Annotated in this window: 18 protein-coding genes; all 18 read right to left on the reverse strand. The window is 41.5% G+C overall.

Translation table 11 applies throughout. The annotated features are described in order from the left end of the window. Positions 1 to 25: 25 nt before the first annotated feature. Positions 26 to 1,096, reverse strand: a complete 1,071-nt coding sequence (flhB, locus tag DESGI_RS10540; RefSeq protein ID WP_006522074.1) for a flagellar biosynthesis protein FlhB — start codon at positions 1,094 to 1,096, stop codon at positions 26 to 28. Beyond that, a complete protein-coding gene (gene fliR / locus DESGI_RS10545; RefSeq protein ID WP_006522075.1) occupies positions 1,096 to 1,863 on the reverse strand; it encodes a flagellar biosynthetic protein FliR in 768 nt (255 codons plus the stop codon). Before fliR ends, flhB begins: the two co-directional genes overlap by 1 nt. A gap of 13 nt (positions 1,864 to 1,876) precedes the next feature. Beyond that, positions 1,877 to 2,146, reverse strand: a complete 270-nt coding sequence (gene fliQ, locus DESGI_RS10550; protein ID WP_006522076.1) for a flagellar biosynthesis protein FliQ — start codon at positions 2,144 to 2,146, stop codon at positions 1,877 to 1,879. Positions 2,147 to 2,157: 11 nt separating this feature from the next. After that, positions 2,158 to 2,916, reverse strand: coding sequence for a flagellar type III secretion system pore protein FliP (fliP, locus tag DESGI_RS10555; protein ID WP_006522077.1), 759 nt, complete (start codon positions 2,914 to 2,916; stop codon positions 2,158 to 2,160). 15 nt (positions 2,917 to 2,931) lie between these two features. Beyond that, entirely contained in the window at positions 2,932 to 3,261 is a 330-nt protein-coding gene (gene fliO, locus DESGI_RS10560) for a flagellar biosynthetic protein FliO (protein ID WP_006522078.1), read from the reverse strand. Next, positions 3,254 to 3,649: a FliM/FliN family flagellar motor switch protein gene (locus DESGI_RS10565; protein WP_006522079.1), complete on the reverse strand. Its 396-nt coding sequence runs from the start codon at positions 3,647 to 3,649 to the stop codon at positions 3,254 to 3,256. The genes fliO and DESGI_RS10565 overlap by 8 nt, the downstream gene beginning before the upstream one ends. 18 nt (positions 3,650 to 3,667) lie before the next feature. Beyond that, positions 3,668 to 4,171 (reverse strand): flagellar basal body-associated FliL family protein, encoded by a 504-nt coding sequence (locus DESGI_RS10570; RefSeq protein WP_006522080.1) that lies wholly within the window; start codon positions 4,169 to 4,171, stop codon positions 3,668 to 3,670. A gap of 82 nt (positions 4,172 to 4,253) precedes the next feature. Next, positions 4,254 to 5,798: a flagellar hook protein FlgE gene (locus tag DESGI_RS10575; protein WP_006522081.1), complete on the reverse strand. Its 1,545-nt coding sequence runs from the start codon at positions 5,796 to 5,798 to the stop codon at positions 4,254 to 4,256. 28 nt (positions 5,799 to 5,826) lie between these two features. Continuing rightward, the gene (locus DESGI_RS10580) at positions 5,827 to 6,582 is read right to left on the reverse strand and encodes a flagellar hook-basal body protein (protein WP_006522082.1); all 756 of its coding nucleotides are present in this window, start codon (positions 6,580 to 6,582) and stop codon (positions 5,827 to 5,829) included. A gap of 74 nt (positions 6,583 to 6,656) precedes the next feature. Then, entirely contained in the window at positions 6,657 to 7,043 is a 387-nt protein-coding gene (locus DESGI_RS10585; protein ID WP_006522083.1) for a TIGR02530 family flagellar biosynthesis protein, read from the reverse strand. Positions 7,044 to 7,058: 15 nt separating this feature from the next. Further along, positions 7,059 to 7,706, reverse strand: a complete 648-nt coding sequence (locus DESGI_RS23045) for a flagellar hook capping FlgD N-terminal domain-containing protein (protein WP_006522084.1) — start codon at positions 7,704 to 7,706, stop codon at positions 7,059 to 7,061. Between the two features lie 13 nt (positions 7,707 to 7,719). After that, positions 7,720 to 9,189, reverse strand: a complete 1,470-nt coding sequence (locus DESGI_RS10595; protein WP_041284851.1) for a flagellar hook-length control protein FliK — start codon at positions 9,187 to 9,189, stop codon at positions 7,720 to 7,722. Positions 9,190 to 9,334: 145 nt separating this feature from the next. Beyond that, the gene (gene fliJ / locus DESGI_RS10600) at positions 9,335 to 9,766 is read right to left on the reverse strand and encodes a flagellar export protein FliJ (RefSeq protein WP_006522086.1); all 432 of its coding nucleotides are present in this window, start codon (positions 9,764 to 9,766) and stop codon (positions 9,335 to 9,337) included. 8 nt (positions 9,767 to 9,774) lie between these two features. Further along, on the reverse strand, positions 9,775 to 11,091 hold the full coding sequence (gene fliI, locus DESGI_RS10605) for a flagellar protein export ATPase FliI (RefSeq protein WP_006522087.1): 1,317 nt from the start codon (positions 11,089 to 11,091) through the stop codon (positions 9,775 to 9,777). Further along, positions 11,072 to 11,860 (reverse strand): FliH/SctL family protein, encoded by a 789-nt coding sequence (locus DESGI_RS10610; protein ID WP_006522088.1) that lies wholly within the window; start codon positions 11,858 to 11,860, stop codon positions 11,072 to 11,074. The genes fliI and DESGI_RS10610 overlap by 20 nt, the downstream gene beginning before the upstream one ends. Beyond that, positions 11,844 to 12,851 carry a flagellar motor switch protein FliG gene (gene fliG, locus DESGI_RS10615; RefSeq protein ID WP_006522089.1) on the reverse strand — a complete coding sequence of 336 codons (1,008 nt, stop codon included), beginning with the start codon at positions 12,849 to 12,851 and terminating at the stop codon, positions 11,844 to 11,846. Before fliG ends, DESGI_RS10610 begins: the two co-directional genes overlap by 17 nt. 13 nt (positions 12,852 to 12,864) lie before the next feature. Continuing rightward, the gene (fliF, locus tag DESGI_RS10620) at positions 12,865 to 14,388 is read right to left on the reverse strand and encodes a flagellar basal-body MS-ring/collar protein FliF (RefSeq protein ID WP_006522090.1); all 1,524 of its coding nucleotides are present in this window, start codon (positions 14,386 to 14,388) and stop codon (positions 12,865 to 12,867) included. A 37-nt stretch (positions 14,389 to 14,425) separates the two neighbouring features. Then, entirely contained in the window at positions 14,426 to 14,725 is a 300-nt protein-coding gene (fliE, locus tag DESGI_RS10625) for a flagellar hook-basal body complex protein FliE (protein ID WP_006522091.1), read from the reverse strand. Positions 14,726 to 14,745 lie beyond the last annotated feature (20 nt).

Consider the following 14,745-nt stretch of genomic DNA (forward strand, 5'->3'; position numbering starts at 1 on the left):
ATTCCTTGATCATACTTCCATGATTTTACCCTGTTTTATCCTTTAACCTGTAAACCATAGCTATTATCTCTGCGATGGCCTGGTAAAGTTCCACAGGTATCTCATGACCTAACTCCACGTTGTGGTATAGTGCGCGGGCTACCGGCGGATTTTCTACTACAGGTACGTTGTTTAAACGGGCCAGTTTTTTCATCACTTGCACAAGTTCGCCCGCCCCTTTGGCTGTCAGCACCGGAGCCCCCATTTGCTGCTCATCATATTTGACAGCCGCTGCCACATGGGTAGGGTTGGTAATTACTACTGTTGCTTTGGGTACTTCCTGGCGAATAGCATTCATAACTAATTCACGCTGCCTGCGGCGCAGCCAGGATTTTACCATTGGGTCTCCTTCAGTTTGTTTAAATTCGTCTTTAACTTCCTGCTTGGACATGCGCAGGTTCTTAATGTGCTCGTATTTTTGAAACAATAAGTCAAACACGGAGACAACAAAGAATGCCCCACCCCCCGCAAATGCAGTTACCAGCATAGTATCGGCAATTAAAACCAGCAATTGAGCGGGGGTTTTAAAGTACATCAGCAACATTTCCGATAAGCGACCTTTAACTATGAAAAAAGCTGCTGTAGCCACTATAATTATTTTCAGTAAATTTTTTACCAGCTCAAATAAGCTGCGCCGGCTAAAAATCCTTTTAAAGCCTTCTATCGGGTTAAGCCGCTCTAATTTTGGCTGCAAGACCTGCGGTGCAAACATAATACCTGTTTGTATAATATTAGCCGCCACTGCAGCTATAACAATTATAATAAATACAGGTAACAGAATTAGGCTCATTTGCACTAAAAAACCAAATAGGTAATTAGGTAGGTTCTCTGCCGGTAAATCCATTGTTAAACTGTTACTAAAATATTCAACTAAAAGATTTTGCATGGAAGAAATTATAGAATCTTTTATAAAAGCAATTAACGCCAGGGCAGATAACAAAATAACCGCTGCGCTAAAGTCCCGGCTTTTGGGAACCTGACCTTTCTTACGTGCCTCCCGTATTTTTCGCGGGGTTGGCGCTTCTGTTTTTTGCTGAGATGAATTATTGCCTGCCATCAGGTCATTCCCTTCAATAGAATTACGATATCCTCCTCAATAACCCCGCAGAGGGAATAGATAATGCGTACCAATACAGGTACCATTATACTGAGCGTAATTAAACCAAAAATAATTTTAATGGGAAAACCCAACATGAACACATTTATTTGGGGCGCAGTACGGGCTAATAAACCCAGCGTAACGTCGATTATCAGCATAACGGCTATAATTGGAGCTGCAATTTGCACACCGATACTTATGGCCTGGGCAAAAGTTTTTATTAGATGCATAGCTGCGTTCCCGGTAACCACCGCCGAGTTTAACGGCACAACTTCAAAACTGCGCACAATAGCAGCTAAAATCATATGATGGCCGTCAAAGGCAAAAAGTACTGCCAACCCTAAAAGGTATATAAATCGTGAGATTATGCCGGACATGGCTGAAGCCACCGGATCAAAAATCAGGCTCATAAAAAAACCAATTTGCATATCAATAAGGTTACCGGTAAACATCAGCGCGCTGAGCACCAAATTGGCGACAAAACCCAAAGCCAGCCCTACCAGTACCTCCCGCACCAGGGCAAAAACATAATTCCAGCCGTCTATGGAATAATTAGGTATGGACAGGTATATAATCGGGAAAGTGATCAGGCTTATTAAAAGTGCCAGGCCAATCTTAACTATTCCCGGAATATTAGACATTGAGAACAAGGGTGCCGTAACCAAAAAAGCGGAAAGCCTGGCTAAAATAAGAAAGAATAAGGCCACTTGGTTAATATCCAGCAATTTATGTTACCCCTTACCTGAGTATATCGGGAATCCGGTTGTATAAGCGGCTTGTAAAGTTTACCATTATCCTCGCGGTCCAGGGTGCCATTACAGCAAGCGTTAAAAAGACGGCGATTATCTTGGGCACGAAAGTCAATGACTGTTCCTGTACCTGGGTGGCAGCTTGGAATATACTGATGACCAGCCCCACTATTAGGGAAACAGCCAGGGGAGGCAGCGCAACGATACACACGGTAAAAATAGCTTCCCTAACCAGTTCAATTATTAAAGTTTCGGTCATATAATCTCCCCCTAAAAACTCTCCACCAGCGTTTTGACCACCAGATACCACCCGTCTACCATAACAAAAAGTAATATTTTAAACGGCAACGAAATCATTACCGGCGGCAGCATAAACATACCCATGGACATCAAGGTACTGGCCACAACCATATCGATAACCAGAAACGGTATATATATCATAAAGCCTATTTGAAAGGCCGTTTTCAACTCGCTGATTACATATGCCGGTATTAAAACAACTGCCGACACATCCTGCCTATTTTCAGGTTTTTCTGTACCGGATAATTTAATAAACAAGGCCAAGTCTTTTTCTCTGGTTTGCTTGAGCATGAACGATCGCAAAGGACTATATGCTTTATCCCAGGCTTGCTGTTGTGATATTTGATTATCCAGGTATGGTTGTATAGCTTCTTCATTTATTTGTCCGGCCACAGGCGTCATGATAAATACAGTGAGAAAAAGAGCCAAGCCAATAATCACCTGGTTTGGAGGTGTTTGCTGCGTACCCAAGGCGCTGCGCAGTAGTGATAAGACGACTATGATCCGGGTAAAACTGGTCATCATCAATAAAAAGGCCGGCACCAGGGAAAGCAAGGTTAACATTATTAATATTTTTATACTGTTAACAACTTGTATCGGCTCTTCTGTAGGTTGAATATTTAAATCAACACCCGGTAAGGGTGCTGCCAATGCCGGTTCAATAAGGTTCAAAAAAAGTCCGATAAAAGATATCAGGGTAATAATTATAAGTCCTTTTCTAAGTTGCATCGTTATTGTCCCGCCTTATGGCTTTTGCTTATTAAATAACTGACTAAATTTCCATTCCGGCAAAGTAGATTCAATTTCCTCAGGTAATTCATCCATTTCCTTGACCAGGATAATGCTTCCCTCCCGGTGTGCAAAAAGCAAATATTTTTTTCCCACCTGAACCAGGGTAAGCCCGCTTTTAGGACCCAGGGATAACTGTTCTAAAGCACGCATTCTTCTGGAAACATGCGTGAATGGCATCTTCATACGGCTAAAGCCGAACTTTACAGTCAGATATGCCAATCCACAAATAAGTGGTAATAAAAAAATTATCCGAACCAGCGCAGCAATAATATCCCTATCCATTTTTACGATCCTTGTCCTGATGTGAACCGGTGGAATATTTGGGGTTATTGATCCGGTCCACACGGATCCCCAAGTTATTCCCAATTATAATAACCTCACCACGAGCAAAACTTTGACCGTTCACTTTGAGGTTGACAGTTTCCCCGGCAGCCTTTTCCAACTCAATAACCATACCCTCTTTCATGTTTAAAACTTCTTTAACAGTAAGGGGGGCTTGCCCCAGTTCGGCCAATATATCTACGGTAAGATCTTGGAAATAATCTATAGATAGATTTGCTTGAGGCAGCACGGTCTGTACCTGTAATTCAGGATATTTAACTTTTTTTATTGTGGTTTCCCGCTTGTTTAATTTACCAAGGAAATCGTCCAGATCGTTTTGAGAAAGCATTTTGTCCCCCCTCTTAAACTATTGAACTATGTATTGGGTAAAAATGACATTCTTTATAACTTTTTCATCAAACCGGTTATTAATGTTAATTATTAGTTCTTCTTTTAAGTTTTCAGATGCATTTGGCGGGCTGACCTCAGCCAAAGTTTTATTACGTAAAGTAAGCAAGGTTGCTTCGATTATATGGGATTTTCCCTCGCTAACAAGTTTTTCAAATTCTTTTTCTTTCGGATATTCAATAGTAATTTTTGTCTTTAAATAGTGATTGTCCGGACCTGATAAGTTAACCACCATATCCCCTAGATCCGTGCTGGTTAAGGTAATATTCTCCGCTTGTTTCTCTTTGGATAAGAAATTTTGATTACCGCCGCTTTCAAAAAATTTAAAGTATCCAATAATTACACCTATACCAACCAAAAGAACAACAAGCATCATTGCCAGCATTATTTTTAAGCTTATCAGCCCCGTTTTTTCGGCAAAGGATTTATTCTTTTTATCCTTATCCGGTTTTACCAAAGCCATTTTCTACCTCACCCCAGCTTAATAGATGTTTCCCGAGATATTTCCCGCACGCGTTAAAAGCGCGCGGGAAATATCTATCAAGTTATCTCTTAAGGTTTAACAATTCTTCCAACATGGTATCGGATACAGTTATTGTCCTGGCACTTGCCTGGTAACCACGCTGAGTGGTAATCATGTTGGTGAATTCATCGGTTAGGTTAACGTTAGACATTTCCAGATAACAGGAATTAATTTTGCAATCTGCATTGAGAGTTGTCATATCTGTATAATTCGAAAGTTCTTCTCCGGAAGAAGGCGTTTCCCGATACAGATTTTCACCTACTCTTTCCAAACCTTCAAAGTTATTGAACATAGCTATTCCTATTGACTCACCGCCACCGATATCAGCAGGAGTGGAGCTGCCGTTAACGTATATCTTACCTTGTTCATCAATAATAATAGAAGTAATTTTAGATGAACCTGGCGGAACAGGAGATTCACCGGGTGTAATAGTAGTTACTCCACCCGTAACCGCGCCGGACTGTACTGTTGGACGCAACGAGGAATAATAACCGCTTTGCTGGGATAATGTAATCTTAGCTTCCGGTGCAACACCGATTGTTGGTGGGGGTGTTTCAACACGATCTATATTAATAGGAGTAGTGGTATCTTTGTCCTCAAAATCAACTGTCGGCGCCACTGGGTCGCCCACATTTTGTGTTATTGTTAATGTACCCGCACTAGGAGTAAATACATAATTATCAAATAAACCACTAGCACTTAATGCTGATGCAAGATTTGCTATAGCGTTATCTAAAGAAGCATCAGTTGTAAATTCATGATCACCAGGGGGTGTGTTACCAGTAGCAACAAACTCTTCCCCATCAATAGTTATACTATCACCAGCTTCAAAATTTCCAGTAAATTTATAAGCATACACGCCCTGCACACCAGGATCAAAATTATCTGTATTGACACTGTATTTGTCTTTTAGATCAGCATTACCTTCTATGGCCGATTTCAAATTCTCTAATGTTATTTTGAAATTCTCCAATATTGTTTTAGTACTATCATTAGAAATTTTAAATTCATTATCGTTAAGTACATTATTTACTGCTGTAAATTGTACCCCATCAATTGTTATAGTATCACCATCAGCAAAACCGGTGCTATCAATTGCAAATTCATATTTCCCTGCAGTGCCATTTGATCCTGGTGTGGGAGTAACATTGATTCGAATCTCCTCACCTTTATTGTCACATACCCGCAAGCCATTGGAGTTAACCAATCTATTATCTTCGGTTAAATAAAATATACCGTCCCTGGACAGGAACCTTTCACCTTTGTCATTTTGCAAAACAAACATGCCGTTACCGTCGATGGCCAGGTCCAAAGTTCTACCCGTACTTTGCGAAGGCCCGGTTGTAAAATCATTGGTTATACCGCTTACTGACATACCGGTACCCACCTGAGCTGCGTTTTTACTCTCATCACCGGAACGAATGGTTTGGTACAATGTATCCTCAAAATTCACCCTACCGGATTTATATCCAGTGGTATTAACGTTGGCAATATTATTACCCACCACATCCATGCGGATTTGGTGGTTTTTCATGCCTGAAACACCACTATATAGGGAACGAATCATCTATATTTCCTCCTATTTCTTAGATTTTTTAACGCTTTAATTCAATAATCCCCTGCAGCACTTCGTCCGCTGTGGTAAATACTTTGGCATTAGCCTGGAAACCACGCTGGGTGACAATAAGATCGGTCATTTCATTTGTTAATTCAGTGTTGGACATCTCCAGTGCTCCGGAACGAATTACTCCCAATCCTTCTTCCCCCGGTTCACCTGCCAATCGCTCACCGGATGCTTCGTTATCCGAGTATAAATTGTCTCCAACCTTGGTTAAGCCCGATAAATTGGTAAAATTAAACAGGCCTATTATATCGTTTGTGCTTTCTTTACCTACAAAAATTTCCCCGTTTTGATTTATTTGAACTTCCTCCAGGTCATCATTATCAATTTGTATTTCGGACTCACCATCATCAACTACTCTAAGTCCGGAGGAATTAACGAGGTATCCCTCCGCATCCAAATGAAATGACCCGTCCCTGGTAAACTTTAACTCATCATTATCATCAATAACGCCAAAGAAACCGTTACCGTCAATAGCAAGATCCAGATTTCTACCGGTGGGCTGAATTACTCCCTGCGTAAAATTATTGGATATTTCTGATACGGCTACACCATTACCTGACTGACAAAACCTATTGGATTCCCTGGCCAGGTAAAGCATGTCTTTAAAGTTCGCCCGTCCCGACTTAAAGCCGGTGGTATTAACATTGGCGATGTTATTGCTAATTACATCCAAGCGAAGCTGATGTTTGGAAATTCCTGATACCGATATACCCATGGAAGGAATCATCTTCTATCCTCCTACTCAAATAAATCGCTTCTTTCGTTCAGCGATTTACAGCATCCTTTAAAAGGTCCTGCTGCTTATTTAATAATTACGGCGCTATCAATATTAGTAAAAACATGCTCCTTCATAGATACTTCATCCATCGCAGATATCACCGTACGGTTTTTAACACTTACTATTAAAGCCAACTCTCCGTGAATTAACAAAGAATTACGGGCACCCTTATTTTCCGCTTTATTTATAGCATTATTGATCTTGTGCCAATCAGTTTGGTTAAGTACTATATTCCTTTCAATCATCCGTTGTTTAGCATGAGCGGAAAGTTTAACTTGCTTTGCATCAGTCAGACTTTGAGATAAATAATCCTGGAAGCTTTCTATTTGTTTACCGGGTGACGTTGTTTTTGTCGTACAAGTATTCTGAATTACCGGCTCCGGTACAATATGTACCCCTTTTATGAGCATTTGTTTCACCTGGCCTTATTCTGTCGTCCCATCTTCAGCTGCCGGCGTTGGTTCTATTATTCGTCCAACTTCAATTAACTGATCCATACCATAGGTTCTACCATTTACTTGTATAAGTGATTGGCCATTTTGGATAAGCACTTTTTCTACCAGCCCGGAAATTTCCTCATTATCATGCCTAACTTTTACCAAACGATCAACTAATAAAGCATTTGACAGAAAATCCGAAGTTTCATTACCGGCAACTTGGATAATCTGTTCCAGGCTATACAATGGGCCGTTTGGGTTATTGTCAATGTAAAAATATGGTTTTTGATCGTCGAATAGAATACCACCCACCTGACCTGAAATAATTTTTTCTTTGTCTTCACTTAATACTGTAACATTTTTCCCAAGGAGGTTATAATAGTTGGCCGTTTCATACCTGGATGCCATGCTATCCATACTCCGGCTGACATTGTACATCTGTTCCATGCTGGCCATTTGGGAAAGTTGGCTAATAAAAGCGGAACTATCCTGGGGGTTCATTGGATCCTGGTATTGCATTTGAGCCACTAAAATTTTTAGAAATATATCCGGGTCGGCCATGCTCTGGGGTGGATTTTTTACTTCATTGTCACTTGGCAGGTAATAATCGTTTTTTATGCTAATTGGATCGGTCATATTATCCTCCTTCCTAAACAAAGTAATTCAATTTGTCTAAAGCCCCGGTTATTTCTTCTGTTGATTGTCCGAATGCTTTTTCGTTTACGGCCATCGTTTTACCGGATAATCCATCGAACTGTTTTTTATGCTGGCGGTTCTGGTCCCAATTTTGCCCCCTGCGGTTGTTCTCTCCACCAATAGATACTGTGGCATTTTGCAGGTTAAGATTAAAACTGCTTAAGGTTTCTTTCAATTGAGACAAAGAGCTTTCAATCATGTATTTCGCATGCTCGCTTGCTGTTTGAAAATGAGTAGCTATATTTCCGTCACGATAAATTATTTTAATAACTACTTCACCAAGATGTTTCGGCTGTAATTGCAAACTTACCTGTGTCTGACCCTGACCTCCTTTAACAACCTGTCCCCGAATGGCCTCAGCAAGCTGCATATAAACATTGTTTACCTCTGTTCTAGTTAAGTTAATTGCTTTACCACCCGCTGATTTTGTAGCAGATAATATGTCATTATTTATAAGAAAAGTTGTTGGATCAATTTGCTTATCGGATCCGTTTTCATGTTTAAGTAAAAAAGATGTTGGTGTGTTGGATTGATTATTTAAACTCATCTTACTCTGTACATCTGTTGGCACGTTGATTATTGTGTTACCCGGCTGTTTTGTTTTAAATGATAAGATAAATTCTTGCAGCATTTGGGACAATTTTGATTCGTTATATGGCCTTTGTAGAACATGTTCCGGGTCAGCATTGATGAGCGAAGCTGCTGTCTTTTGGTCAGGGTATGCTGTTTCATCGGTTTGCATATTCAAGCTGCCGAACGGTAAATTTGCCCTGCTTAAAATAGGTGCTACTTCTTTTGTAGAATGGTCCTTTAGAAATTGAGACCAGGCAGCAGCTAATGGCGATTTTTCATTTACGCTATCCATTATGTGTTGAGGAACAGTCAACAAGTCCCCTGCTGAAGCCAAACCATCTACAAAATTTACAACTTGTCCCGGCTTGCCTGTCTGCCACAATTGTTGCACGTTCGCTGGTACATTTTCGAGCGCAGTGAGACCCTGTGTTTGGTATGCTAATAGCAATTTCTGCAAATCCGGTGGTAATTCTTCCGGTGTTGGGCGCTCATTTACCCCTTCTGTTACAGTAAACGTATTAGCCAGCAGTTGCAGCAGCTCATTTACTATTACCGGGTTATCGAGCTGTTGGGCCAGCTCTTGTAATTCTAGTGGTAGTACATTTAGAGATATTTGCCCGGTGCATTCCTCTACGCCAGCAAGATTTGAATCATCAACATCTTTTTTACTTGAATCAACCGGGGTATCAGTTAGTTTAAAAGTAAGGTCGGATTGCTCACAACCGATTTGTTCCAAATTAGTTCCTTCTGTGCTTGGCTGCCGCATTAAAAATGGATTGGCAACATCCTGCTGCAAAAAGTTCAGAAGCTGCATAAAGTCGATTCCGGTATTTAGCGCACGGCCTGCCATACTTTTTTGCTGAAAGCCGCTGCCGGTTTGGCCTAACTGAAATAAATTTATGGATTTTTCGAAAGATATCTTAAATCACCCCCTTTTATTGATCTTTCTTTGCGTATGATAATATAAAAGCACTTGGGTATAGTATTTTAATAACCTATTTATTTCTAAATAGGAATAACTGCGTGGCAATACCATCATTTTCTTTTTGTTCAAGTACGTTCGCTGCTAACTTATACGACCTAAATTGTTTTTCCTTAAGCTTTTCGATAATAGACCGGTCCATCATAGCTTGAACAAGATTTTCCCGGCATCTTTCAAATTTTCTCCGTGAACTGCTGGTTATTGCCTCCAAGTTTTTTATTTCTTTAGTCATATACTCAGTGTACGTAATCTGATTTAAATACTCGAATTGATTCACTGGTTTATATGTTTGTATTGCCATGGCATATCTTTCCCGGGCAGCACAAAGATTTTCGTTATTTTGTCTGTATTCCTCCAAAGCACGGGCATGCTCTTTAGCAGCCTGTTCTTCCTGGACCTCCCGGTGCTTTAACACCGGTTCCAGGCGAAATTTAAATTTATTCATGATCGTCACTACCGCCTAAACTTTAATAGTTCTTGTAATGTTTGATCAAAACTGCTCTCTTCGTCCTTATTTTGTAGTAAAAATTTTAGAATTTTATCATATTTATTTATTGCATTGTCAATTTCAGGGCTTGTCCCTTTTACATAGGCACCTATATTAATCAAATCTTCAGACTGTGTATAAGTTGCCAAAAGATGCCTCAACCGGGCAGCTGCCAGGGCATGGTTTTTATCAACCAAATTCGTCGCCAGCCTGCTCACGCTGTTTAATACATCAATAGCCGGGTAATGGCCCCGTGCCGCTAATTCACGTGATAATACAATATGCCCGTCCAATATGCCCCTAACTGCATCGGCTATGGGTTCATTCATATCGTCCGCTTCCACAAGAACGGTATAAAAAGCGGTGATAGTACCATTTTTCGAACTACCTGAGCGTTCCAACAGCTTTGGCAGCAGGCTAAAGACAGATGGGGTGTAACCTTTGGTTGCCGGCGGCTCCCCCACGGCCAACCCAACCTCACGTTGGGCCATAGCAAAACGGGTTATAGAATCCATAAAAAGTAATACATTTTTACCCTGATCTCTAAAATATTCCGCAATGGCACTGGCTACAAAAGCGCCCTTCAGTCTGACTAAAGCCGGTTGATCCGAGGTAGCGGTTACTACTATGGAACGTTTCATACCATCGGGCCCAAGGTCATTTTCTATAAATTCGCGGACCTCGCGGCCACGCTCGCCGATTAGAGCAATTACATTTAGGTCGGCATTGCAAAACCGGGCCATCATGCCCAAAATTGTACTTTTACCTACCCCACTGCCGGCAAAAATACCAATACGCTGTCCCTGACCACAGGTCATTAACGCATCTATAGCCCGAACCCCGGTGGTAAAAATTTTATTGATACGCTTTCTTTGCAGCGGGTCCGGCGGGGGATTGTTTACAGAATATGTGCCCCGCAGGGTAAGGTCTTTACCATCTATAGGTCTACCCAACCCGTCCAGTACCCGGCCCAAAAGACCTTCGCCCACTCCTATAATTAATGCTTCACTTCGGGGCACTACCGTACAGCCCGGGTAAATGCCGCGCAGTTCTCCAAGGGGCATTAATATTGAAGAATCTTCCTGAAAGCCTACCACTTCCGCCATAACCGGATTGCGTTCACCGGGAATATAAATATCACAAACTTGTCCAATGCCCGCAGTAATTCCTTTTGCTTCAACCGTAAGGCCAATTACTTTGGTTACCTTTCCCGTGGACCGCAATAGTTTGGCCTGGCTTACTTTTCGCCGCCAATGCCTGATTTCATTTACCAGTTCCTGCATCTAAACCCTCGTTAATTGCCTTTAGTAAGGTTTGCCACCTGTTTGACAACGTAGCATCTACTTTCCCATAGTCGGTTTCCACAATACACCCCCCCCTGGCCACGGTTTCATCAGTCATAATATGCACCTCAGCCTTGGGCGGTAGATGTTTTAACAATTGATCCCGGTGCTTTTGACAGATTTCCTCTTCTTCCGGATGAACCCATAACACAATGTATTTTCGATTGCTAACCAATTGAATTGCTTCTTGTGCTATGGTTAATACAGCATCCGATTTTATTTCCAATTCTTTGGTCACGATTTTTTCTGCTATATCAATTGCCAGGTCGCGGATTTCTTCTCTCAGGTTATTTATTTTTTCGCGTCGATTTTCCTCAGCTTGCACTAATACCGATTTAGCCCGGGCTCTTATTTTATCTGCCTCTTTTCCGGCCTCTTCCAGCGCGGCCCGGTAACCTTCATCATATCCTTTATCGTAGCCCTGTCTGGCCGCATCAGCTTTTATCCGCTCAGCCTCAGCGATGGCTTTTTGTTTGGCGCTGTCCATGAGTTCAGCCGCCTTGGCTTGAGCTTGTTTTTTGATTCCTTCAGCTTCTTTCCTGGCTGAAGCTAATAAGTCCATAACTATTTTGGGGTGGGGTTCGTTTTGAGAAAAACTGTTGTTATTATTTTTTATAAAATCGTGCCTTAAACCTATACTTTTCCAGCTAATTAAATCACCGTTCCCGGTTTCTTTATCGCGAATGATGATTTTATGTAATGATGGCATCCTCTCCACCCCGCGATATTATAATTTCACCGGCCTCATCCAGGCGCCTGATAATTTGCACAATCTTTTGTTGAGACTCCTCTACATCCCGCAAGCGTACCGGTCCCATATATATAATCTCATCCCGCAGCATATCGGCAGCCCGTTTGGACATATTTCTAAAGATACGCTCCTGCACTTCGTCATTGGAAGCCCGCATTGCTCTGGCCAGATCCTGTGAGTCAATTTCCCTAAGCACTCGTTGTATAGAAGCATCCGGCAGCTTTACGATATCTTCAAATATAAACAAGCGTTTACGTATTTCATCAGCGAGGTCTGGACTTTCCATTTCCAGTTCTTCTAAGATATTTTTTTCCGTACTGCGGTCTACCCGGTTCAAAATATCTACCAGGGAATTAATACCGCCTGAGCTATGTTCGCTTTGTTCGAGAAACGACATCTTGCGTTCCAGAATACTTTCTACCTCGCGAATCATTTCAGGAGCAACCCGGTCCGTCATGGCAATACGGCGGGCTATGTCACTTTGTTTTTCCGGACTTAATGAAGAAAGTATCATGGCTGCTTGTTCGCTGTGCAAATGAGTTAAGATTAAAGCAATAACCTGGGGGTGTTCACTGTGGATAAAGGTCATTAAATTTTTAGGGTCGGTTTTGCGCAGTGTAGCAAATGGTTTATTTACTATGTTTACCTGTACTTTTTCCAAAATCGCACTGGCCTTATTCTCGCCAAATGCTTTTTGCAACATATCTTTGGCGTAATCAGCACCACCCACAGCCAAATAATCCCGTGCTTGAAGCAATTGCCCAAATTCCTCCAGCACTTGTTTCTGAATTTCCCGTGGTACGGTTTCCATTATAGATATTTGCTGGGTAATTTTTTCAATATCCTGTTCATGAAAATTCTTTTTTAAAATCTCAGCAGATATATCTGACCCAAGCGAAATAAGTAGTATGGCTGATTTTTGCAATCCATTTACTCCTTTATTTAGCATTGTGCAGTATAACCTACTCTCTTAGCCATATTTTTAAAATCTCTACTACCTCGCCCGGTCTTTCCCGGGCAACTTGCTTCACGGATTTGCGCTGTCCGGCTATTGGATCTTCCACTTTTACTTCTTTTTTAGGCTCTTCCTGGACTACCTGAGATAACGCTTCCTCTTCAATCTGCTGCTGTATCAGCATTTCTTTACGGCGGCGGGCGCGTCTTCTGAGCAGCAGAAAACCTATAAGCATTAGTAAAAGTGTCCCGGCAATAGCTCCCGGAATAATCAACCTTTTATCTAATAAAGTTTCAGAAAATGGTGCCGGTGTTTCTTCAAAATTCGGCAGTGAGTCTTTATTAAAATTCATGCTCGAAACATTTAATTGGTCGCCACGGTTTTCATCGTAACCCATAGCTCCGGCAATCACTTGCTGTAGAGAGTCTAATTCGTTCTGTGCATAATCACCGTCCACCACCACAGACACGGAAAGTCGCCTGACGGTACCCGGAGCTTTAATTAAAGTTTGTTGGTTGGCATTAACCTGGTAGTCAATAGTACTCTGCTCCCTATTGTATGTTGAACCGGTATTATCAGTGGCAAAAGGCATCGTATCCCCCGGCATTTGAGCATCCGTACCCGGTATACCACCGCTGGTGGTACCTGTCCCTTCCTCGGTTAACGTTTCCTCGTGGAGTATAGTACCGGGGCCATACTCTGCCTGCAAAATTTCTTGCCGGTCAAAATCCAGATCAGCGGATACCATAGCAACAGCACGGGCAGGACCTAAAATGCGGTTTAGCATTTGCTGCAGTCGTTGTTCCATTTCTTTTTCATATTCTCTTCTAATTTCATAGTTTTTAAGGGCTGAAGCAGTAGAAAATTCAGCACCGTCAGTTTCCATATTTTCATTTAATACATTACCCTGCATGTCTATAATATGAATATTTTCAGGGGTCAGTCCCTGCATGCTTCCCATTACCAGGCTTTGAATGCCCCGCACCTGATCGCGCTCCAGTTTGGTATATGGCTTTAGTTTCAGAGCAATGGAAGCGGAAGGCACCACCTGTTCATCCAGAAAAACACTTTCCTGGGGCAGTACCAAATGTACCCGGGCCTGCTCTACTTCTTCCAATTGAACGATGGTGCGTCGCAATTCCTCCTGCAGCGCCCTTTGGTAACCAACCTGCTGTTCAAATTCAGTAATGCCGAACTTTTTTTCATCAAACAACTCAAAACCTTGACCACTATTATATAAAGCCCCGGCACTGGCCATTTGTATACGTAATTTATATACCTGATCCTCGGGGACCTCAATGGTTTTACCGTTGTTGGTTATATGGTAAGGAACTTGCAGGGTTTCCAGCTGTTCAATAATCTTAGACGCATTTTGCGGCTCTAATTCTGTAAATAAAGGTGCATACGTTGGGCGTAACAACATTTGGCCCAAAACTATAATGGTGATAAGAATACCGGTGCATCCTGCAACAAATATAATTTTCCGTGATCGATTCAAAGACTGCCACCATTGACGCAATTTGTCCAACATATTGCTTTATTCGACCTCGCCTTTTATCTATGTATAATTAAATTTGCATTCTGGACACTTCCTGATAAGCTTCAACTAGTTTATTGCGCACTTCCACTGCCAATTGCATAGTAAGTTTGGCTTCACTCAAAGCAATCATAACCGTATGCACATCTGTAACTTCACCAACCAAAAAATTCTTTACTGTATCCTCAGATTTCAGCTGACTATCATTTAAGTTTTTTAAAGCGTTGTCGAAGATATTTTTAAAGGAATCATTTTGTATATTATTAGCTGTTGAATTTTGCTTAACCTGTATTGTAGATTGTATCGGTAAAACAGAAGTTAGAATATCCATTATGAATCACGCCTTTTTTA

Source organism: Desulfoscipio gibsoniae DSM 7213 (genome assembly GCF_000233715.2).
Classification (GTDB): domain Bacteria; phylum Bacillota; class Desulfotomaculia; order Desulfotomaculales; family Desulfallaceae; genus Sporotomaculum; species Sporotomaculum gibsoniae.

Bases quoted from the DNA above. Each gene is read 5' to 3' on its own strand.
- flhB (WP_006522074.1), bottom strand. From the start codon at position 1,096: ATGGCAGGCAATAATTCATCTCAGCAAAAAACAGAAGCGCCAACCCCG.
- fliQ (WP_006522076.1), bottom strand. From the start codon at position 2,146: ATGACCGAAACTTTAATAATTGAACTGGTTAGGGAAGCTATTTTTACC.
- fliP (WP_006522077.1), bottom strand. From the start codon at position 2,916: ATGCAACTTAGAAAAGGACTTATAATTATTACCCTGATATCTTTTATC.
- fliO (WP_006522078.1), bottom strand. From the start codon at position 3,261: ATGGATAGGGATATTATTGCTGCGCTGGTTCGGATAATTTTTTTATTA.
- DESGI_RS10565 (WP_006522079.1), bottom strand. From the start codon at position 3,649: ATGCTTTCTCAAAACGATCTGGACGATTTCCTTGGTAAATTAAACAAG.
- DESGI_RS10570 (WP_006522080.1), bottom strand. From the start codon at position 4,171: ATGGCTTTGGTAAAACCGGATAAGGATAAAAAGAATAAATCCTTTGCC.
- DESGI_RS10575 (WP_006522081.1), bottom strand. From the start codon at position 5,798: ATGATTCGTTCCCTATATAGTGGTGTTTCAGGCATGAAAAACCACCAA.
- DESGI_RS10580 (WP_006522082.1), bottom strand. From the start codon at position 6,582: ATGATTCCTTCCATGGGTATATCGGTATCAGGAATTTCCAAACATCAG.
- DESGI_RS10585 (WP_006522083.1), bottom strand. From the start codon at position 7,043: ATGCTCATAAAAGGGGTACATATTGTACCGGAGCCGGTAATTCAGAAT.
- DESGI_RS23045 (WP_006522084.1), bottom strand. From the start codon at position 7,706: ATGACCGATCCAATTAGCATAAAAAACGATTATTACCTGCCAAGTGAC.
- DESGI_RS10595 (WP_041284851.1), bottom strand. From the start codon at position 9,189: ATGGCAGGCCGTGCGCTAAATACCGGAATCGACTTTATGCAGCTTCTG.
- fliJ (WP_006522086.1), bottom strand. From the start codon at position 9,766: ATGAATAAATTTAAATTTCGCCTGGAACCGGTGTTAAAGCACCGGGAG.
- fliI (WP_006522087.1), bottom strand. From the start codon at position 11,091: ATGCAGGAACTGGTAAATGAAATCAGGCATTGGCGGCGAAAAGTAAGC.
- DESGI_RS10610 (WP_006522088.1), bottom strand. From the start codon at position 11,860: ATGCCATCATTACATAAAATCATCATTCGCGATAAAGAAACCGGGAAC.
- fliG (WP_006522089.1), bottom strand. From the start codon at position 12,851: ATGCTAAATAAAGGAGTAAATGGATTGCAAAAATCAGCCATACTACTT.
- fliF (WP_006522090.1), bottom strand. From the start codon at position 14,388: ATGTTGGACAAATTGCGTCAATGGTGGCAGTCTTTGAATCGATCACGG.
- fliE (WP_006522091.1), bottom strand. From the start codon at position 14,725: ATGGATATTCTAACTTCTGTTTTACCGATACAATCTACAATACAGGTT.